Genomic DNA, 14,661 nt, shown 5'->3' with positions numbered 1-14,661 from the left:
CTCAGTTACTCCAGACGCCGCTGGCTGCGGTTTCGGTTGCATAGGCGAAGAAGTCTTTCGGCCGGCGGCCGAGCGCGCGCTGCACGCCGTCGGTCAGCGATTCGTTGCGGCCGTCGAGCACCTCGGTGAAGAGCTCGTTGAGCAGCCAGGCGAATTCCGGCGGCAGGTTGTGCGCAGCCACCGTTTCGGTGAATTGGGCATGCGAGATCCGCCGATAGCGGATGTCGCGGCCAGTGGCTTTGCCGATTTCGGCGACGGCCTGAGCAAAGCTCAGCAGACGCGGGCCGGTGAGTTCGTAAAGCTGGCCGGCATGGCCCGGCTCCGTCAGCACGGCTTCGGCGACATCGGCGATATCGTCGACATCGACGAAGGGTTCGCCGACAGCGCCGACCGGCAGGGTGACTTCGCCTTCGAGTATGGATTCGATGAGGAAGCCTTCGCTGAAATTCTGCGAGAACCATGAGCAGCGCAGGATCGTCCAATCGGCACCGGAGACCTTGACCATTTCCTCGGCGCGCTGAGCCTCCGTCTCGCCGCGACCGGAGAGCAGCACCAGCCGCTTGATGCCGCGCTCGACGGCAAGTTTGGCCAACGCCTCGACAGTTTCGGCGGCGCCCGGCACCGCGATGTCAGGATAGTAGCTGATGTAGACGGCGCCGACGCCGTCGAGGGCCGCGCCCCAGGTTTTCTTGTCCGACCAGTCGAAGGGAGGCGTGCCTGCGCGGGAGCCGATCCGCACCGGGATACTGCGGGCGGTCAGCCGTTCGGCCAGCCGCCGGCCGGTCTTGCCGGTGCCGCCCAGGATCAAAATCGGTTTCCGTGACGTGTCGGTCATCTCGATCTCCTCGTTTTCTTAATATGAGTAATCCTCATGTTTGCAAAACGTGATAACCGCTCGTATTTTGTGAGTCAAGCCAGTTTCTCGAGGATCTTTCGGAGGAAGCTCATGCAAGGCAGGGTAGCCGCGAAGCTCGACCAGGAAATCGCAATGCCCCGGCGAGCGCCGACGCAGCAGCGCAGCCGAGAGCGGGTCGAGCGGATGCTTGCCGCTGCCGCGGCGCTGATCGCCGAGCAAGGCAGCGATGCCATGCGCATGGGCGAGGTGGCGGAAAGAGCAGGGGTGTCGATCGGCTCGCTCTACCAGTTCTTTCCCGACAAGCGGGCGATCGTCTGGGCGCTGGCCGAGCGCTACACCGCCGAAAGCCAGGCCTGCATTTCGGCGGCGCTGAAGGACGTCAGCGACGCCGAAGGGCTGAAGCAGGCGTTTTCGGAGCTGGTCGACATCTATTACGGGATGTTCCTAGCCGAACCGGTGATGCGCGACATCTGGTCGGGCACGCAGGCTGACAAGGCCTTGCGCGAACTCGAACTGGCCGACAGCCGGGCCAATGCCCGATTCCTCGTCGCGGTGCTGAAGCGGTTGCGTCCCGGCGCAGATACCGTGGCGATGGAGACGGCGGCGCTGCTAGTCTGGCAGATGGGCGAGGCGGTCATGCGGCTGGCGATCTCCGTCGACCGGGAGGAGGGCGACAGGCTGGTCGCGGCCTATAAGCGCATGGCGCTGCGGGAGCTGGTGGAAGGGTAGGTACAACCTGGTCGGGTTTCCCGCAGCGTCTGTGGCCAACAAAAAACCCGCCTCGGAGGCGGGTTTTGATCTGCGACACGTTTAGAAAGGCTTAGAGGCCGAAACCTTCGAAACGCTTCTTGAACTTCGACAGGCGGCCGCCGCGGTCGAGCAGGGTCTGCTGGCCGCCGGTCCAGGCCGGGTGCGTGGTCGGGTCGATGTCGAGGTTCATCGTGTCGCCTTCCTTGCCCCAGGTCGAGCGGGTCAGGTATTCGGTGCCGTCGGTCATGACGACCTTGATGGTGTGGTAGTCGGGATGGATATCGGCCTTCATTGTCGTGTTCCTGGCTTGCCGGCGCTGGTGACGGGCCGATGGCCTGCGTCGATGCGCCCCTTTTTAAAACTCGAAGCCGCAGCTAATGAAAAGCCACGGCTTCTAAAACGGTCGGCGAGCCTATACATCAGCCGGAATTGAATCACAAGGCCGCGGCAGGCGCATATTGAAGCGCATGACGAACACGCGGCCAGAGGAAACGCTCATGGCGGATATCGGTGTCAGTGGTGACGAGCGCAGGCGCTCGGTCCGGCCGCTCAGGAACCTTTTTCCGTACGTCATGCAGTACCGCAAACTGGCGGTCGGAGCGATCATATCGCTGATCGTCGCGGCAGGGACGACGCTGGCCCTGCCGATGGCCGTGCGGCGCATGATCGATCACGGCTTCCAGGCGGCGGGCTCCACCTTCATTGCCGAGTATTTCGCCGCGCTGGTGCTGATGGCGGCCGTGCTGGCGGCGGCGTCCGCCAGCCGCTACTACTTCGTCATCACGCTCGGCGAGCGGGTCGTCGCCGACATCCGCCGCGATGTCTTCTCCCATGTCACGACGCTCTCGCCGGCCTTTTTCGATCGCTCGCAGTCGGGCGAGATCGTGTCGCGGCTTGCCGCGGATACCACGCAGGTGAAGTCGGCGGTCGGCGCCACGGCATCGGTCGCGCTGCGCAATCTCATCCTCGGCGTCGGTGCCGTGGCGATGATGGTCTTCACCAGCCCGAAACTGTCCGGCCTGGTCCTGGCCGCCATCCCGCTGATCGTGCTGCCGCTCGTCGCCTTCGGCCGTTCGGTGCGGCGCAAGTCGCGGCTGGCGCAGGATACGCTGGCGGAAGCCACTGCCTATGCCAGCGAGCAGATCGGCGCCGTGCGCACGCTGCAGGCCTTCACCAACGAGAAGCTGGTGACGGGGCGCTTCTCGGCCGCCGTCGAGGCCGCCTTCGAGGCGGCGCGCACGTCGGTCTTCGCCCGCTCCTTTCTCACCTTCTTCGCCATCTTCATGATCTTTTCATCGGTGGTGGCGGTGCTCTGGTTCGGCTCGCGCGACGTGCTTGCCGGCACGATGTCGGCCGGCACGCTCGGCCAGTTCCTGCTCTATTCGGTGTTCGCCGCCGGCGCACTCGGCGCGCTGTCGGAAGTGTGGAGCGAGCTGTCGCAGGCGGCGGGCGCCGCCGAGCGTCTGACCGAGATCCTGGCGGAGAAGCCCGCCATTCAAGCGCCCGCCGATCCGCAGCCGCTGCCGGCCAAGGCCAAGGGCGCGATCAGCTTTGACGATGTCTCCTTCTCCTATCCCGCGCGGCCGGACCGGGCCGCCGTGCATGGGCTGAGCTTCCAGGTGAAGCCCGGCGAGACGGTGGCGATCGTCGGTCCTTCGGGCGCGGGAAAAAGCACCGTCTTCTCGCTTATCCTGCGCTTCTACGATCCGGAGAGCGGCCGTGTCGTCATCGACGGCGTCGATCTGCGCCAGGCCGATCCGGCCGCAATCCGCCAGCGCATCGCCATCGTGGCGCAGGACGTCACCATCTTCGCGGCCAGTGCTGCCGACAATATCGGCTTCGGCCGGCCGGGCGCCAGCGATGCCGAGATCGAGGCGGCGGCAAAGGCGGCGCTTGCCGACGAATTCATCGGCAAGCTTGAAAAGGGCTATGACAGCCAGGTCGGCGAGCGCGGTGTGACGCTTTCGGGCGGCCAGCGCCAGCGCGTGGCGATCGCCCGCGCCATTCTGCGCGACGCACCGATCCTGCTGCTCGACGAGGCGACCTCGGCGCTCGACGCCGAAAGCGAAACGCTGGTGCAGACGGCGCTGGAGCGGCTGATGCGCGGCCGCACCACCATCGTGATCGCCCACCGGCTGGCGACGGTACTCAAGGCCGACCGCATCCTGGTCATGGAAGGCGGGCGCATCGTCGAGGAAGGCACCCACCAAAGCCTTGTCGCCAAGGGCGGCACCTATGCGCGGCTCGCCAAGCTGCAGTTCGAGACCGGAGCGAGCGCCTTCAAGGGCGCGGCGGAGTAGCGCCCGCCGGCAGGCGCTATCAGTCGCCGTAGCGCTTGCGCAGGTGCTCGGTGAAGTAAACGGCGTTGAGCTTCTCGCCGGTGGCGCGCTCGAGCAGGTCCGGCGTCGACCAGCGCGAGCCCTGCGACCAGATCTTGGCGCGTCGCCACTCATTGATGGCGCTGAAGTCGCCCTTGGCGAGATCTCCGTCGGCTGACGGATGCTCCCTGGTCAAGGCCGCCCACTGCTGTGCCGCCATCATGGCCCCCAAGGTGTAGGACGGGAAATAGCCGAAGGCGGCGCCCGGCCAGTGCACGTCCTGCATCGGCCCGTCGGCCGGGTTGTCGATGGTCGACAGGCCGAGATAGTCGCGCATCTTGGCATCCCAGGCCTCGGGCAGGTCGGCCGCCTCCAGCCGTCCTGAGACGAGCTCTTGCTCGAGCTCGTAACGCAGGATGACATGCAGCGGATAGGTGACCTCGTCGGCGTCGACTCGGATGAAGCCGAGTTCCACATGATGGACATGCGGCAGGATGTCGTCGATCGACCAGGCTTCGCCGAGATGCTTCTCGACAACCGGCAGCGCCCAGCGCCAGAAGGCGGGGTTGCGGCCGATCTGCTTCTCCACGAACAGGCTCTGGCTCTCATGCACGGCCATGCCGCGCGCCTTGCCGAGCGGCCAGTGCGACCAGGCTTTCGGCAGGTTCTGTTCGTAAAGCGCGTGGCCGGTCTCGTGCAGCACTCCCATCAGCGCCGACAGGAAATCGGAAGTCTTGTAGCGGGTGGTGATGCGCACATCGGTCGGCACGCCGCCGCAGAAGGGATGGTGCGACACCGCAAGCGAGCCATGGGTGAGGTCGAAGCCGACCGCCGCCATCATGGCAAGACCAAGCTCGCGCTGCTTCTCGACGGCGTAGCTGCCGGAGAGCGGCTTGAGCGCGTGCTTCGCCAGCCGCGCATCCTGCATCGCCAGCGCATGCGGCAGGAAATCCTTGAGGAAAGCCTTCAGCTCGACAAACACCGGCGTGATGTCGGCGGCGCGGTTGCCCGGATCGTACTGCTCCATCAGCGCGTCATAGGGGGCGAGGCCGAGCGCCTCGGCGCGCAGCGCCGCTTCTTCCCGCACCAGTGCCACGACGCCTTCCAGTGCCGGCAGGAAGCCCGCCCAGTCATTCTTGGCGCGCAGGTCGCGCCAGAGCTGCTCGGAGCGCATGCGCGCCGTCGTCTGGCGCTCAACAAATTCGACCGGCAGGCAGGTGAGGTTGGTATATTGCCGGCGCAGTTCCCTTACCGCAGCCTGCTGCTCGTCGTTCAGCGGTTCGGCTTCGGCGGCGGCGATCCAGTCGCCGATCTCCGGCGCGGTAGCCTGGGCGTGCAGCATGCCGGCCAGGGCCGACATCGCCTCGGCGCGCTTCTCGCCGCCGCCAACCGCCATGTGGGTCGCCTCATCGGCGCCGAGGATGGCCAGCGCATGTTCCAGCGCTTCGAGCCTATGGCCGAGTAGATCGAGTTTTTGGAAGGACATGGATGGTTTCCGGCTGCAAAGGGGTTGGCGCGAAAAGATACCAAGGCGCGCAGCTTGGCAACCCTGATCCGCCCGTTCCGGATCAGCCCATCTTGCCTTGCAACAGCGCTGCGTGATCAAAGGTTGGGGCCAACGAGCGGAGGGGACAATGATCGGCAATATCCTGACCGGGCTGGTGGCGCTGATCCATTGCTACATCGTCTATCTGGAGATGGTCCTGTGGGACACGCCGCGCGGCCACAAGGCGTTCAACCTCAAGCCGGACTTCGCCAGCGCCTCGAAAGTGCTCGCCGCCAACCAGGGGCTCTATAACGGCTTTCTTGCGACAGGCCTGATCTGGGGGCTCTATCTCGGCACCGGCGGCTTCCAAATCAAGATGTTCTTCCTGCTTTGCGTTGCCGTCGCCGGCCTCTATGGCGGGGCGACCGTCGGCCGCAAGATCCTGGTCATCCAGACGCTGCCCGCGGTGCTTGCCATTATCGCGCTTTGGCTCGGCCGGTGACTGAAAAAAGGACGCCCTCGGGCCAGGTCCCTCGGGCGCCAGATCGTCCCTTCCTGGTCTCGAAACGGCAGTCGCGGACCGAAACCGCTCAGCCGTTCGGATAGTGGCCGCCGTCGGCGCCGTCGCCCATCAGGAAGCCGCTGCCGGTATCGGTTCTCAGCTTTTGGTCGACATTGTCGAGACGGCGCAGCAGGTCGTGATATTGCGCAGCCGGAATCCTGCCGTGATCCGAAGCGGCTACGTGCTCGGCCACCTGGCTGATGTGCGCGGCGCGCATATGCAGTTGCTGCGCTTCCGAGGCCGAGATGTCGTTTGCTTGCCGCGCGTCGGCGATGCCCTGATCCACACCCTGGACCTGCTCGATCAGGCTGGTCACCCGCGGTCCGGTGAAGTCGGTTGGATCGGTTGCGTCGAGAGCGCCCTTGTGATGTCCGGCGGCGTAGGCGCCGGCGAGCGGGGCGGCGATCAGAACCGCGGCGAGAGTTGCAGTCTTGAGAGATGTTAAAGCGCGCATGACGGCGCGTCCTCCTGCTGGGGAAGGAGCGGCCATCCCGCTCCGCTTCCGAGCTAGTGGGCCGTCCGGTTCCGTCGCGTCGCGATGGGAGGCATCGCCGGCGGTTCCCGGCCCTGCGCAGCAAACTAGGGCCGCCAAGTCGCCGAGTGTAATTAAAAAAAGATAATGTTTTCAGGCCTTGCCGGCGAGCCTCTGCGCGCTAGAGTTGAGCCTGCGAACAAATTCGCGTGAGTTCGCGTGATGCCGGATCAACGTTCGGTGAGCTTCAGTTCAATTCGGCGATTCTTGCTGCGCGCCTCATCCGTGTCGGCCGGATCGAGCGGCTGGAATTCGCCGAAGCCGGCGGCTACCAGTCGGTTCGCCGGCACGCCGTTCTCGATCAGGAACTTCACCACCGAGGTCGCACGGGCGGTCGACAGCTCCCAATTGTCGCGATAGCGGCCGGTGCCGGACAAGGGCTTGTTGTCGGTGTGGCCGTCGACGCGCAGCACCCAGCTGATCTCAGGCGGGATTTCCCTCTGCAGCTCGATGACGGCATCGGCGAGCTTCTTCATCTCGACCTTGCCGGCATCGTTGATCTCGTCGGAGCCGGTCGGGAACAGCACCTCCGACTGGAAGACGAAGCGGTCGCCGACGATGCGAATGTTCTCGCGGTCGGCGAGGATCTCGCGCAGCCGGCCGAAGAAGTCGGAACGGTAGCGGTTGAGCTCCTGGACACGCTGCGCCAGCGCCACGTTCAGGCGGCGGCCGAGATCGGCAATCTTGGTGTTGGACTCGCGGTCGCGCTGCTCGGACACGTTGAGCGCGTCCTCGAGCGCCGCGATCTGCTTGCGCAGTGCCGCGATCTGCTGGTTGAGGATCTCGACCTGGCTCAGCGCTTGCTGGCTGATCTGGCGCTGGTTGCTGAGTTCGCCGGACAGCGCGTCCGCCCGCTTGTTGGCAGCGTCGCCGGCGCCGGCACCCTGCTCCAGCAATTGCTGAAGACGGCTCTTTTCCGCCTCCGCCGCCGACAGCGAGGCCTGCAGATTGGCGAGCGTGTCTTCCTTGTCCTGGCTGTTCGAGCGCTCCAGCGCCAGCAACTGCGTCAGCTCGTTGATCTGCGAGTTGAGGCGGCTGAGCACGGTGTCCTTGCCGGAGATTTCGCGGCTGAGCAGGAATTGCGCCAGCACGAAGACCGTCAGCAGGAACATGATGGCGAGCAGAAGCGTCGACAGCGCGTCGACGAAGCCGGGCCAGTAGTCGATGCGGCGATCGGCGCGCCTCCTTGCCAGCGCCACGTCAGTGCACTCCGGTCTTCTTCAGGGCGTCAGCGATCTTTTCCAGCGTGTTGCGCATCGCCTTCTGTTCGTCCGACTGCGCCTCGACCCAGTCGCGCATGATCTGCTGTTCCGAGCGCATGTTCTTGACCAGCCCGGAAATGCCGTCCGCCAGGTTGGCCATGGCGGTGGCGACGCGCGGGTTGGAGCCGCCGCCGTTCTCCTGCAGGCTGCGCAGCCGTTCCGACAGCAGGCGGATCTCCTCCGACGGCTCGGCGCGCGCCGATTCCGACACGACGATATCGGACGAGAGATCGGTGACCGAGGACAGCCAGTTCTCGAGCTCGGTGTAGAAGCGGGTCTGGGCGCGGCCGGCCTGCAGGTCGAGGAAGCCGAGCACCAGCGAGCCGGAGAGGCCGAACAGCGAGGACGAGAAGGCCGTGCCCATGCCGGCGAGCGGCGCCGACAGGCCCTGCTTCAGCGCGTCGAGCACGGCGGCGGCATCGCCGCTGCCGGGGTCGAGCGCCTCGATCGTCTCGCGGATGGAGGCGATGGTGTTGAGCAGGCCCCAGAAGGTGCCGAGCAGGCCAAGAAACACCAGCAGTCCGACAAGATAGCGCGAGGTGTCGCGGCTTTCATCGAGGCGCGTGGCGATGGAATCGAGCATGGTGCGCATCGAAGAGGTCGAGAAGGCGATCGTCGACGAGCGGCCGATCATCGCCTTCATCGGCGCCAGGAGCACCGGCTCGGTGGTCTCGGAGCCGGCGCGGAAGGAGTTGACCCAGCGCACCTCTCTGAACAGCCGGCCGACCTGGGCGAAGGCGAGCAGGATGCCGACGGCGAGCACGCCGATGATCAGCCCGTTGAGGCCGGGGTTGCTGGAGAAGGCGGTGGAGATCTGGCGGGTGAGGATGGCGGCGATGAAGGCGACGATGACCAGGAAGATCACCATCGTGAGCAGGAAGACCTGCGGGCTCGACAGCTTGTGCGGATCGTAGACCAGGACATCCGAGCGCCTGCCGAAGGATCTGAGAAAAGCCATCCGTGCCCCGTTTCCGATGCCACCCGCCGCAGAATTGCCGCGACTCTAAACGGAATTGTGACCAAATTGAATGGTGCTTGACAATATCGCCCCGCGCGGGTCGTTTCAAAAACGGCTGATGACCAGACAGTCGACCATGGCGGCCAGGTGCAGCCCGGCGCCGGTGACGACGAAGCCATGCCAGACGGCATTGTGGAAACGCAGGCCTTTCCAGGCAAAGAAGATGACGCCCAATGAATAGACAATGCCGCCCGCGACCAGCAGCATGACGGAGGCTGGCGGCAGAGTCGCGACCAGCGGTCCGGCGAGCACGACGCCGCTCCAGCCGATGGCGAGATAGAAGAGGATCGCCAGCCGGTCGTAGCGTCCAGGCAGGAACATCTTGATGGCGATGCCCAGTGCCGCCGCGCTCCACACGATAACGATCATCGGCACGGCAAGCGCGGACGTTTGGAGCTGGGCCAGGAAAGGCGTGTAGGTGGCGGCGATCAGCAGATAGATCGCGGCATGGTCGAAGCGGCGCAGGATCCACTTCGCCGGCCACGATATCGGCCACAAATTATAGGCCAGCGATACCGACAGCACGGTGAGCAGCGACACAACGTAGAAGACGGCGGCGACATACTCACCCGGGCCGGAATGGAAGGCGGCTAAAGCCAGGAAGGCAGAGCCGGCGGCGATCGCCAGCACGATGCCCACAGCATGGACGATGCCATCGGCGATCATCTCGGCGCGCGAATAGTGCCAGCGGCCGACAAAGGGGATTTCGATCGTTGTATTTGCGCGAGCGTCGTTCATGAATGATCCTGCAACCATAATCTGGGCAGTCGCGGATCAGTATTTCAAGCTTCGGTTGCGGTTTTGCGACGAGCGCGCCGCGCGTCCTTTCGACGCGCAAAGGAGGCTGCAGCCCTTTGATTTGCGCTTATCTGTTCCGAAACGGAGATCAGCGAAATCGATTCCCGATTTCGGGGTGATGCGATAGGCGCGCTTCAGCGCGCAGCCAGGGGCTTCTTTACCGTCCTCAAGAGCGCACGTTGGATAAGCTCGTTGCCGGCGACGATGGAGCCGGCCTCCAGCATGTCCTGCCCGCCATCCATATCCGAAACGAAGCCGCCCGCTTCACGGATGAGCAGGGCGCCGGCGGCGATGTCCCAGGCCGAAAGGCCGGTTTCCCAAAACCCGTCCATGCGGCCGGCCGCGACATAGGCGAGATCGAGCGAGGCTGAGCCAAGGCGGCGGACGCCGGAGACCTCGGCCATGACATTGCGCAACTCGATCAGGAAATTGCCGTGCTGGCCGCGCCCAAGATGCGGCACGCCGCAGCCGATCACGGCATCGGTGAGCTTGGCGCGTCCGGCGACGCGCAGCCGGCGGTCGTTCATGAAGGCGCCGCCGCCGCGCTCGGTGGTATAGAGCTCGTCCATGGCCGGATTGTAGACGACACCGGCGACGATCTGGCCCTGGCGCTCGAGCGCGATCGAGACCGCGAAGAGCGGGATGCCGTGGAGGAAGTTGGTGGTGCCGTCGAGCGGGTCGACGATCCAGCGATGCTGGCCGTCCTCGCCGTCGACGGCGCCGCGCTCCTCCATCAGGAAGGCGTAGCCCGGCCGCGCCTTCGACAGTTCGGTAAAGACGATCTCTTCGGCCTTGCGGTCGGCCTGGCTGACATAGTCGCCAGGCCCCTTCATCGAGACCTGCAGGTTCTGCACCTCGCCGAAATCGCGCGACAGCGACCGGCCGGCCTTCATCGCGGCCTGGACCATGACATTGAGGAGAGCGGAACGCGCCATTCTTCTTCTTCCTGTGTTGGCCGTTTTATTCTGCGCGACGCACGTAAGTGATCTCGTTGGTGTCGACGATGATGCGCTCGCCGGCCGAGATGAAGGGCGGCACCAGGACGCGGACACCGTTTTCCAGCACTGCAGGCTTGTAAGAGGACGCCGCCGTCTGGCCCTTCACCACGGGGTCGGCCTCGGTGATGGTCAGCGTCACCTGGTCGGGCAGCGAGATGCCGATCGGCCGCTCCTCGTAGAGCTGGACCGTGACCATCATGCCGTCCTGCAGGAAGGCGGCGCGCTCGCCGACGAAATCCTTGTTCAGTTCGAGCTGCTCGTAGCTTTCGGTGTCCATGAAAACCAGCGCGTCGCCCTGCTCGTAGAGGAAGGAGAAATCCTTCATCTCCAGCCGGATCTGCTCGACGGTCTCGGCCGAGCGGAAGCGCTCGTTGAGCTTGGTGCCGTTGATCAGGTTCTTCAGCTCGACCTGGTTGTAGGCGCCGCCCTTGCCGGGCTTCACGGTGTTGGTCTTGACCGCGACCCAGAGGCCGCCGTCATGCTCGATGACATAGCCGGGACGGATTTCGCTGCCACTGATCTTGGCCATGTTGAACTGATCCGGAATGAGATTTTTGGCGCGGAGCGCGCTTTGGCGCCTCCAAGACCACAAATCGCATTGAGTGGCAAGGGAGGGCGTCGCGAACGCTCATGGAGATGGCCGCTGCCGTGAGCCGTCTTTTCAGGGCAGCCGGTTCGCCCTCTGCAGCGCCTGCTTGGTCTGACCGTCGTCGAGGCCCTGCAGGAAATCGTCCATCTGCGGGTCGATCAACCCGGCGCGCCGGGCGACGATATACCAGGCTCCGGCCAGGATCAGATCGGGGTCGGTACCGATGCCGCCCATATAGAGTTTGGCGAGGCGGTTCTGGGCGGCGACATTGCCGCCTTCGGCCGCGCGCCTCATCCAGGCAAAGCCCGATTTCAGGTCGCGATCGCCGCCGCGCCCCTCGATCATCCATGCGGCGAGGTCAAGTTGCGCGGTGTCGTAGTTCTGCCGGGCGGCCTGCGCCAGCAGGGTGCGTGCCTTGGCGTCGTCGCGCGGTTTGCCGCCGGCGCCGTTGGCGTAGATTTGCGCCATCGCATATTCGGCGTCGGCAAGGCCGGTACTGGCGGCGCGCTCATAATACACAGCCGCCTTGGCGATGCCGGCATCGCCCGGATCCTGCTGGACGAGCAATTGGGCGAAGTTGAACTGGGCCAGGCGGTTGCCCGCCTCGGCGGCGGCCTGCATCAGCGCATAGGCTTCCTTGGCGTCCTTCTTCACATAGCGTCCGTCGAGCAGCATCAGCGCATATTGGAACTGCGCTTCCGGCACGCCCTGCTCGGCGGCGAGCCCATACCATTTCGCGGCCTCTGCCGCGTTGAGCGGCACGCCCAGCCCACGCGACAGGATCTCGGCGACCAGTGTCTGCGCCGCGGGGTCGCCGTTCTTGGCCCGCACCATGGCAAGGTTGTAGGCGGTCTTGTAGAGGCCGCGCTGGAAGGCGCCGTAGGCAGCGTCCGGGAGCTTGGCGCCGAAGCGATCGGGATTGATGGTGTCGGCCGATGGCGGTTGAAGCGTTGCCGGCTGTGGCAGCGGTGTTTCGATCGGCTTATCGGCGTGGGCCGCGCCAGTATTCGGGGCGGCAGCATTCGGGTCGCCAGTATTCGGGGCGCTGGTATTTGGGGCGCTTATATTCGGAATGCTTGTATTCGGGGCGCCGGTAGCAGGGGCGCTTGTATCCGGCGCGCTCGTGTCGGGTGTGGTCGTGTCCGGTCTGGGCTGCGGCACCGGCGGGGTCTCGGCGGCCAGCGCAGCGGGCGCCTGGATCGTCAAGGCAGCGGCCAACGCCGCGAAGGAAAGCCGGGGCCAGCGCACGTCAGTCCTCGAAGCGCGGCGCGGTTTGGTCGAGCAGCGCGTTGGCGGCGGCGACCGCCGCGCGCGGATCGAGTCCGTCGGCGAAGACGGCGCTGGAGAGCGCCACGAACTCGGCGCCGGTGGCCGCTACCGTTTGCACCGACGCAAGCTCGGAGCCGGCCATCACGATGCAAGGAATCTGGATCATCTGCGCCCACCATTCACCGAGAGCGAGATTGCGGTGGTGCGGCTCGGGCTTGTTGTCATAGCCGAAGCGGCCGAAGAACATGTAGTCGGGCCGCTCCTCGCCGAGCTCCAGCGCCTCGTCGCGGGTCTTGGCGCCGCTCGCCCCGACCATCATCCTGTCGGCCAAGCGCTCGATCGTCTCGGCCAGTTCCTGGCGGTTTGCCTCGACATGGATGCCGTCGGCATGGACGCGGCCGGCGATGCGGCTGTCGCCGGCGATGATGACGGCGACGCCGGCGGCCTGTGCGATCGGCACGATCTTCTCGGCGAAGGCCTGGAAGGCGGCGTCATCCATGCCGTTTTCGGGCAGGATCAGCGAGGCGACGTCGCCGCCGTCGAAGGCGGTGCAGATGTGCTCGGGAGTCACAAGCGGCGGCGCGATCAGCACGATTCGGCAGCGATTGGGCGGGGTTGCTTCATTCATCGGTCTTCGATCCCGGTTTTCGCCTATGCCGGGCGAACATGGTGGCATTGCGGCATAGAGCAAAGCGTCCGGCTTGAACAGGAGGCGGGCGAAGATCGCCGCTGAAAAGCGTCGCGGCAGCAGCGGCTTGCGCCAATCTCCAAGGACTGACAGACGGCCTGTTGAAGCTCCTGATGGACGCTAACGAAACGACCGCTAGGTTAGCAAGCGAAAGCACGGGAAGAGCATGGCGCAAAATATCTACGACAAGGCCGATTTCTTCGAGGGCTACAGCCGTCTGCATCGTTCGGTGGAAGGGTTGGACGGCGCGCCCGAGTGGCCGGTTCTGCGCGCCATGCTGCCGAAGGTGGTTGGTCTAAGCATCGTCGATCTCGGTTGCGGCTTCGGCTGGTTCTGCCGCTGGGCGCGGGCGCACGGAGCCAAGCAGGTTCTGGGCCTCGACCTGTCGGAAAGGATGCTCGCCCGAGCACGCGCCGCCGGCTCCGACGACGCCATGACCTATGAGCGGGTCGACCTCGACGAGCTGAGCCTGCCGAAGGCGCGCTTCGACCTCGCCTATAGCTCGCTTGCCCTGCATTATGTCAGCGATGCCGCGCGGCTGTTCGCGACGGTTTACCAAGCCTTGGTTCCCGGCGGGTTCTTCGTCTTCTCGACGGAGCATCCGATCTTCATGGCTCCAAGCAATCCGGGCTGGTCCGTGGATGCCTCAGGAAGGAACGTCTGGCCCGTCGATCGGTATCTGGTGGAAGGACCGCGCTCGACCGACTGGTTCACCAAGGGCGTGGTGAAGCACCACCGCACACTCGGCACCACGCTCAACAATCTGATCCAGGCCGGGTTCACCATCGGCCGCGTGGAGGAATTCTGTCCAACTGAAGCGCAGATCGCTGCCAGGCCTGAACTGGCCAAAGAGGTCGAGCGGCCGATGTTTCTTCTGGTTCAGGCGCGACGATGAGAGGTCGGCGGCATCGCCGGCGCGGGTGCGTCAAATATCCAGCTTGTAGCCGATGTGGCTCGCCTTGAAGCCGAGCCGTTCGTAGAAGCGGTGCGCGTCGAGCCGGCTCTTGTTGGTCGTCAGCTGCACCACCCTGCAGCCGCGCTCCCGGCATCTTTCGATCGCCCATTCCAGCAGGCGCTGCCCCAGCCCGTCTCCGCGCCGGCTCGCCGCGACGCGCACCGCCTCGATCTGGCCGCGCCAGGCGCCCTGCAACGACAGGCCTGGGATAAAACTGATCTGCAAGGTGCCGATGACTTCGGCGCCGTCCGCCATCACCGCCAGGAAATGGTTCGGGTTGCCGTCTATGGCCGCGAAGGCGTCCTGATAGGCTTGCGCCAAAGGCACGCTTGCATTCTCGCGGGCGCGGCCAAGCGCGTCATCTGCAAGCATCGCGACGATCGCCGCAAGATCGGCTTTGTCCGCGCGGCGGATCAGGACTTCGCTCATCGTCAAACCTCATGCTGGGCGGGTGACCTTATGCATGGCCCGCCGCCAGCCGCAAACTCGGCAGGCCGGATTACGGACAGTTGATCGCGCCGACCGGCTGGCGGGGCGCTTCGGCTATCGCGGTCTTTCGCTTTCTGGTCTATTGCAAGTC

16 protein-coding genes are annotated in these 14,661 nt (G+C 65.2%); 4 read left to right on the top strand and 12 right to left on the bottom strand.

What is annotated here, in order from left to right:
• Nucleotide 1 precedes the first annotated feature (1 nt).
• Nucleotides 2-835, bottom strand: coding sequence for an NAD(P)H-binding protein (locus tag CK224_RS17440; protein ID WP_095782584.1), 834 nt, complete (start codon nucleotides 833-835; stop codon nucleotides 2-4).
• Nucleotides 836-946: 111 nt separating this feature from the next.
• Between CK224_RS17440 and CK224_RS17435 the strand changes: the two genes are divergently transcribed.
• Nucleotides 947-1,585 (top strand): TetR/AcrR family transcriptional regulator, encoded by a 639-nt coding sequence (locus CK224_RS17435; RefSeq protein ID WP_095782583.1) that lies wholly within the window; start codon nucleotides 947-949, stop codon nucleotides 1,583-1,585.
• A gap of 91 nt (nucleotides 1,586-1,676) precedes the next feature.
• On the opposite strand, the gene rpmE is transcribed toward CK224_RS17435, so the two are convergent.
• Nucleotides 1,677-1,898 carry a 50S ribosomal protein L31 gene (gene rpmE, locus CK224_RS17430; protein WP_040974396.1) on the bottom strand — a complete coding sequence of 74 codons (222 nt, stop codon included), beginning with the start codon at nucleotides 1,896-1,898 and terminating at the stop codon, nucleotides 1,677-1,679.
• A gap of 205 nt (nucleotides 1,899-2,103) precedes the next feature.
• Between rpmE and CK224_RS17425 the strand changes: the two genes are divergently transcribed.
• The gene (locus CK224_RS17425; RefSeq protein WP_095782582.1) at nucleotides 2,104-3,906 is read left to right on the top strand and encodes an ABC transporter transmembrane domain-containing protein; all 1,803 of its coding nucleotides are present in this window, start codon (nucleotides 2,104-2,106) and stop codon (nucleotides 3,904-3,906) included.
• Nucleotides 3,907-3,925: 19 nt separating this feature from the next.
• Here CK224_RS17425 and CK224_RS17420 read toward each other — a convergent pair whose 3' ends face one another.
• A complete protein-coding gene (locus CK224_RS17420; RefSeq protein WP_095782581.1) occupies nucleotides 3,926-5,410 on the bottom strand; it encodes a carboxypeptidase M32 in 1,485 nt (494 codons plus the stop codon).
• 148 nt (nucleotides 5,411-5,558) lie between these two features.
• On the opposite strand from CK224_RS17420, the gene CK224_RS17415 reads away from it, so the two are divergent.
• Entirely contained in the window at nucleotides 5,559-5,912 is a 354-nt protein-coding gene (locus CK224_RS17415; protein ID WP_095782580.1) for a DUF1304 domain-containing protein, read from the top strand.
• Nucleotides 5,913-6,000: 88 nt separating this feature from the next.
• Here CK224_RS17415 and CK224_RS17410 read toward each other — a convergent pair whose 3' ends face one another.
• The 8 genes from CK224_RS17410 to CK224_RS17375 form a co-directional block, all read right to left on the bottom strand.
• Nucleotides 6,001-6,426 (bottom strand): hypothetical protein, encoded by a 426-nt coding sequence (locus CK224_RS17410; RefSeq protein WP_067001742.1) that lies wholly within the window; start codon nucleotides 6,424-6,426, stop codon nucleotides 6,001-6,003.
• A 248-nt stretch (nucleotides 6,427-6,674) separates the two neighbouring features.
• Nucleotides 6,675-7,703 carry a peptidoglycan -binding protein gene (locus CK224_RS17405; RefSeq protein ID WP_067319478.1) on the bottom strand — a complete coding sequence of 343 codons (1,029 nt, stop codon included), beginning with the start codon at nucleotides 7,701-7,703 and terminating at the stop codon, nucleotides 6,675-6,677.
• Between the two features lies 1 nt (nucleotide 7,704).
• Nucleotides 7,705-8,724 carry a MotA/TolQ/ExbB proton channel family protein gene (locus tag CK224_RS17400; RefSeq protein ID WP_067001748.1) on the bottom strand — a complete coding sequence of 340 codons (1,020 nt, stop codon included), beginning with the start codon at nucleotides 8,722-8,724 and terminating at the stop codon, nucleotides 7,705-7,707.
• 105 nt (nucleotides 8,725-8,829) lie between these two features.
• Entirely contained in the window at nucleotides 8,830-9,522 is a 693-nt protein-coding gene (locus CK224_RS17395) for a hemolysin III family protein (protein WP_170950278.1), read from the bottom strand.
• A gap of 194 nt (nucleotides 9,523-9,716) precedes the next feature.
• Nucleotides 9,717-10,517, bottom strand: coding sequence for an inositol monophosphatase family protein (locus CK224_RS17390; RefSeq protein WP_095782578.1), 801 nt, complete (start codon nucleotides 10,515-10,517; stop codon nucleotides 9,717-9,719).
• A 25-nt stretch (nucleotides 10,518-10,542) separates the two neighbouring features.
• Entirely contained in the window at nucleotides 10,543-11,109 is a 567-nt protein-coding gene (gene efp, locus CK224_RS17385) for an elongation factor P (RefSeq protein WP_067001754.1), read from the bottom strand.
• 132 nt (nucleotides 11,110-11,241) lie between these two features.
• Entirely contained in the window at nucleotides 11,242-12,234 is a 993-nt protein-coding gene (locus tag CK224_RS17380) for a tetratricopeptide repeat protein (protein WP_245425996.1), read from the bottom strand.
• Between the two features lie 184 nt (nucleotides 12,235-12,418).
• Nucleotides 12,419-13,066, bottom strand: a complete 648-nt coding sequence (locus tag CK224_RS17375; RefSeq protein ID WP_095782577.1) for a thiamine phosphate synthase — start codon at nucleotides 13,064-13,066, stop codon at nucleotides 12,419-12,421.
• 226 nt (nucleotides 13,067-13,292) lie between these two features.
• On the opposite strand from CK224_RS17375, the gene CK224_RS17370 reads away from it, so the two are divergent.
• Nucleotides 13,293-14,021 (top strand): class I SAM-dependent methyltransferase, encoded by a 729-nt coding sequence (locus tag CK224_RS17370; RefSeq protein WP_095782576.1) that lies wholly within the window; start codon nucleotides 13,293-13,295, stop codon nucleotides 14,019-14,021.
• 30 nt (nucleotides 14,022-14,051) lie between these two features.
• On the opposite strand, the gene CK224_RS17365 is transcribed toward CK224_RS17370, so the two are convergent.
• The gene (locus CK224_RS17365) at nucleotides 14,052-14,510 is read right to left on the bottom strand and encodes a GNAT family N-acetyltransferase (protein WP_095782575.1); all 459 of its coding nucleotides are present in this window, start codon (nucleotides 14,508-14,510) and stop codon (nucleotides 14,052-14,054) included.
• Nucleotides 14,511-14,661 lie beyond the last annotated feature (151 nt).

This window comes from Mesorhizobium sp. WSM3862 (genome assembly GCF_002294985.1).
Lineage (GTDB): Bacteria > Pseudomonadota > Alphaproteobacteria > Rhizobiales > Rhizobiaceae > Mesorhizobium.
The sequence above is the reverse complement of the archived record's forward strand: the minus strand, read 5'-3'. Positions and strand labels throughout refer to the sequence as shown.

Coding starts and splice junctions, on each gene's coding strand:
- CK224_RS17375 (WP_095782577.1), bottom strand. CDS start 13,066: ATGAATGAAGCAACCCCGCCCAATCGCTGCCGAATCGTGCTGATCGCG.
- CK224_RS17365 (WP_095782575.1), bottom strand. CDS start 14,510: ATGAGCGAAGTCCTGATCCGCCGCGCGGACAAAGCCGATCTTGCGGCG.
- CK224_RS17435 (WP_095782583.1), top strand. CDS start 947: ATGCAAGGCAGGGTAGCCGCGAAGCTCGACCAGGAAATCGCAATGCCC.
- CK224_RS17395 (WP_170950278.1), bottom strand. CDS start 9,522: ATGAACGACGCTCGCGCAAATACAACGATCGAAATCCCCTTTGTCGGC.
- CK224_RS17415 (WP_095782580.1), top strand. CDS start 5,559: ATGATCGGCAATATCCTGACCGGGCTGGTGGCGCTGATCCATTGCTAC.
- CK224_RS17410 (WP_067001742.1), bottom strand. CDS start 6,426: ATGCGCGCTTTAACATCTCTCAAGACTGCAACTCTCGCCGCGGTTCTG.
- CK224_RS17420 (WP_095782581.1), bottom strand. CDS start 5,410: ATGTCCTTCCAAAAACTCGATCTACTCGGCCATAGGCTCGAAGCGCTG.
- CK224_RS17370 (WP_095782576.1), top strand. CDS start 13,293: ATGGCGCAAAATATCTACGACAAGGCCGATTTCTTCGAGGGCTACAGC.
- CK224_RS17440 (WP_095782584.1), bottom strand. CDS start 835: ATGACCGACACGTCACGGAAACCGATTTTGATCCTGGGCGGCACCGGC.
- rpmE (WP_040974396.1), bottom strand. CDS start 1,898: ATGAAGGCCGATATCCATCCCGACTACCACACCATCAAGGTCGTCATG.
- CK224_RS17425 (WP_095782582.1), top strand. CDS start 2,104: ATGGCGGATATCGGTGTCAGTGGTGACGAGCGCAGGCGCTCGGTCCGG.
- CK224_RS17390 (WP_095782578.1), bottom strand. CDS start 10,517: ATGGCGCGTTCCGCTCTCCTCAATGTCATGGTCCAGGCCGCGATGAAG.
- efp (WP_067001754.1), bottom strand. CDS start 11,109: ATGGCCAAGATCAGTGGCAGCGAAATCCGTCCCGGCTATGTCATCGAG.
- CK224_RS17400 (WP_067001748.1), bottom strand. CDS start 8,724: ATGGCTTTTCTCAGATCCTTCGGCAGGCGCTCGGATGTCCTGGTCTAC.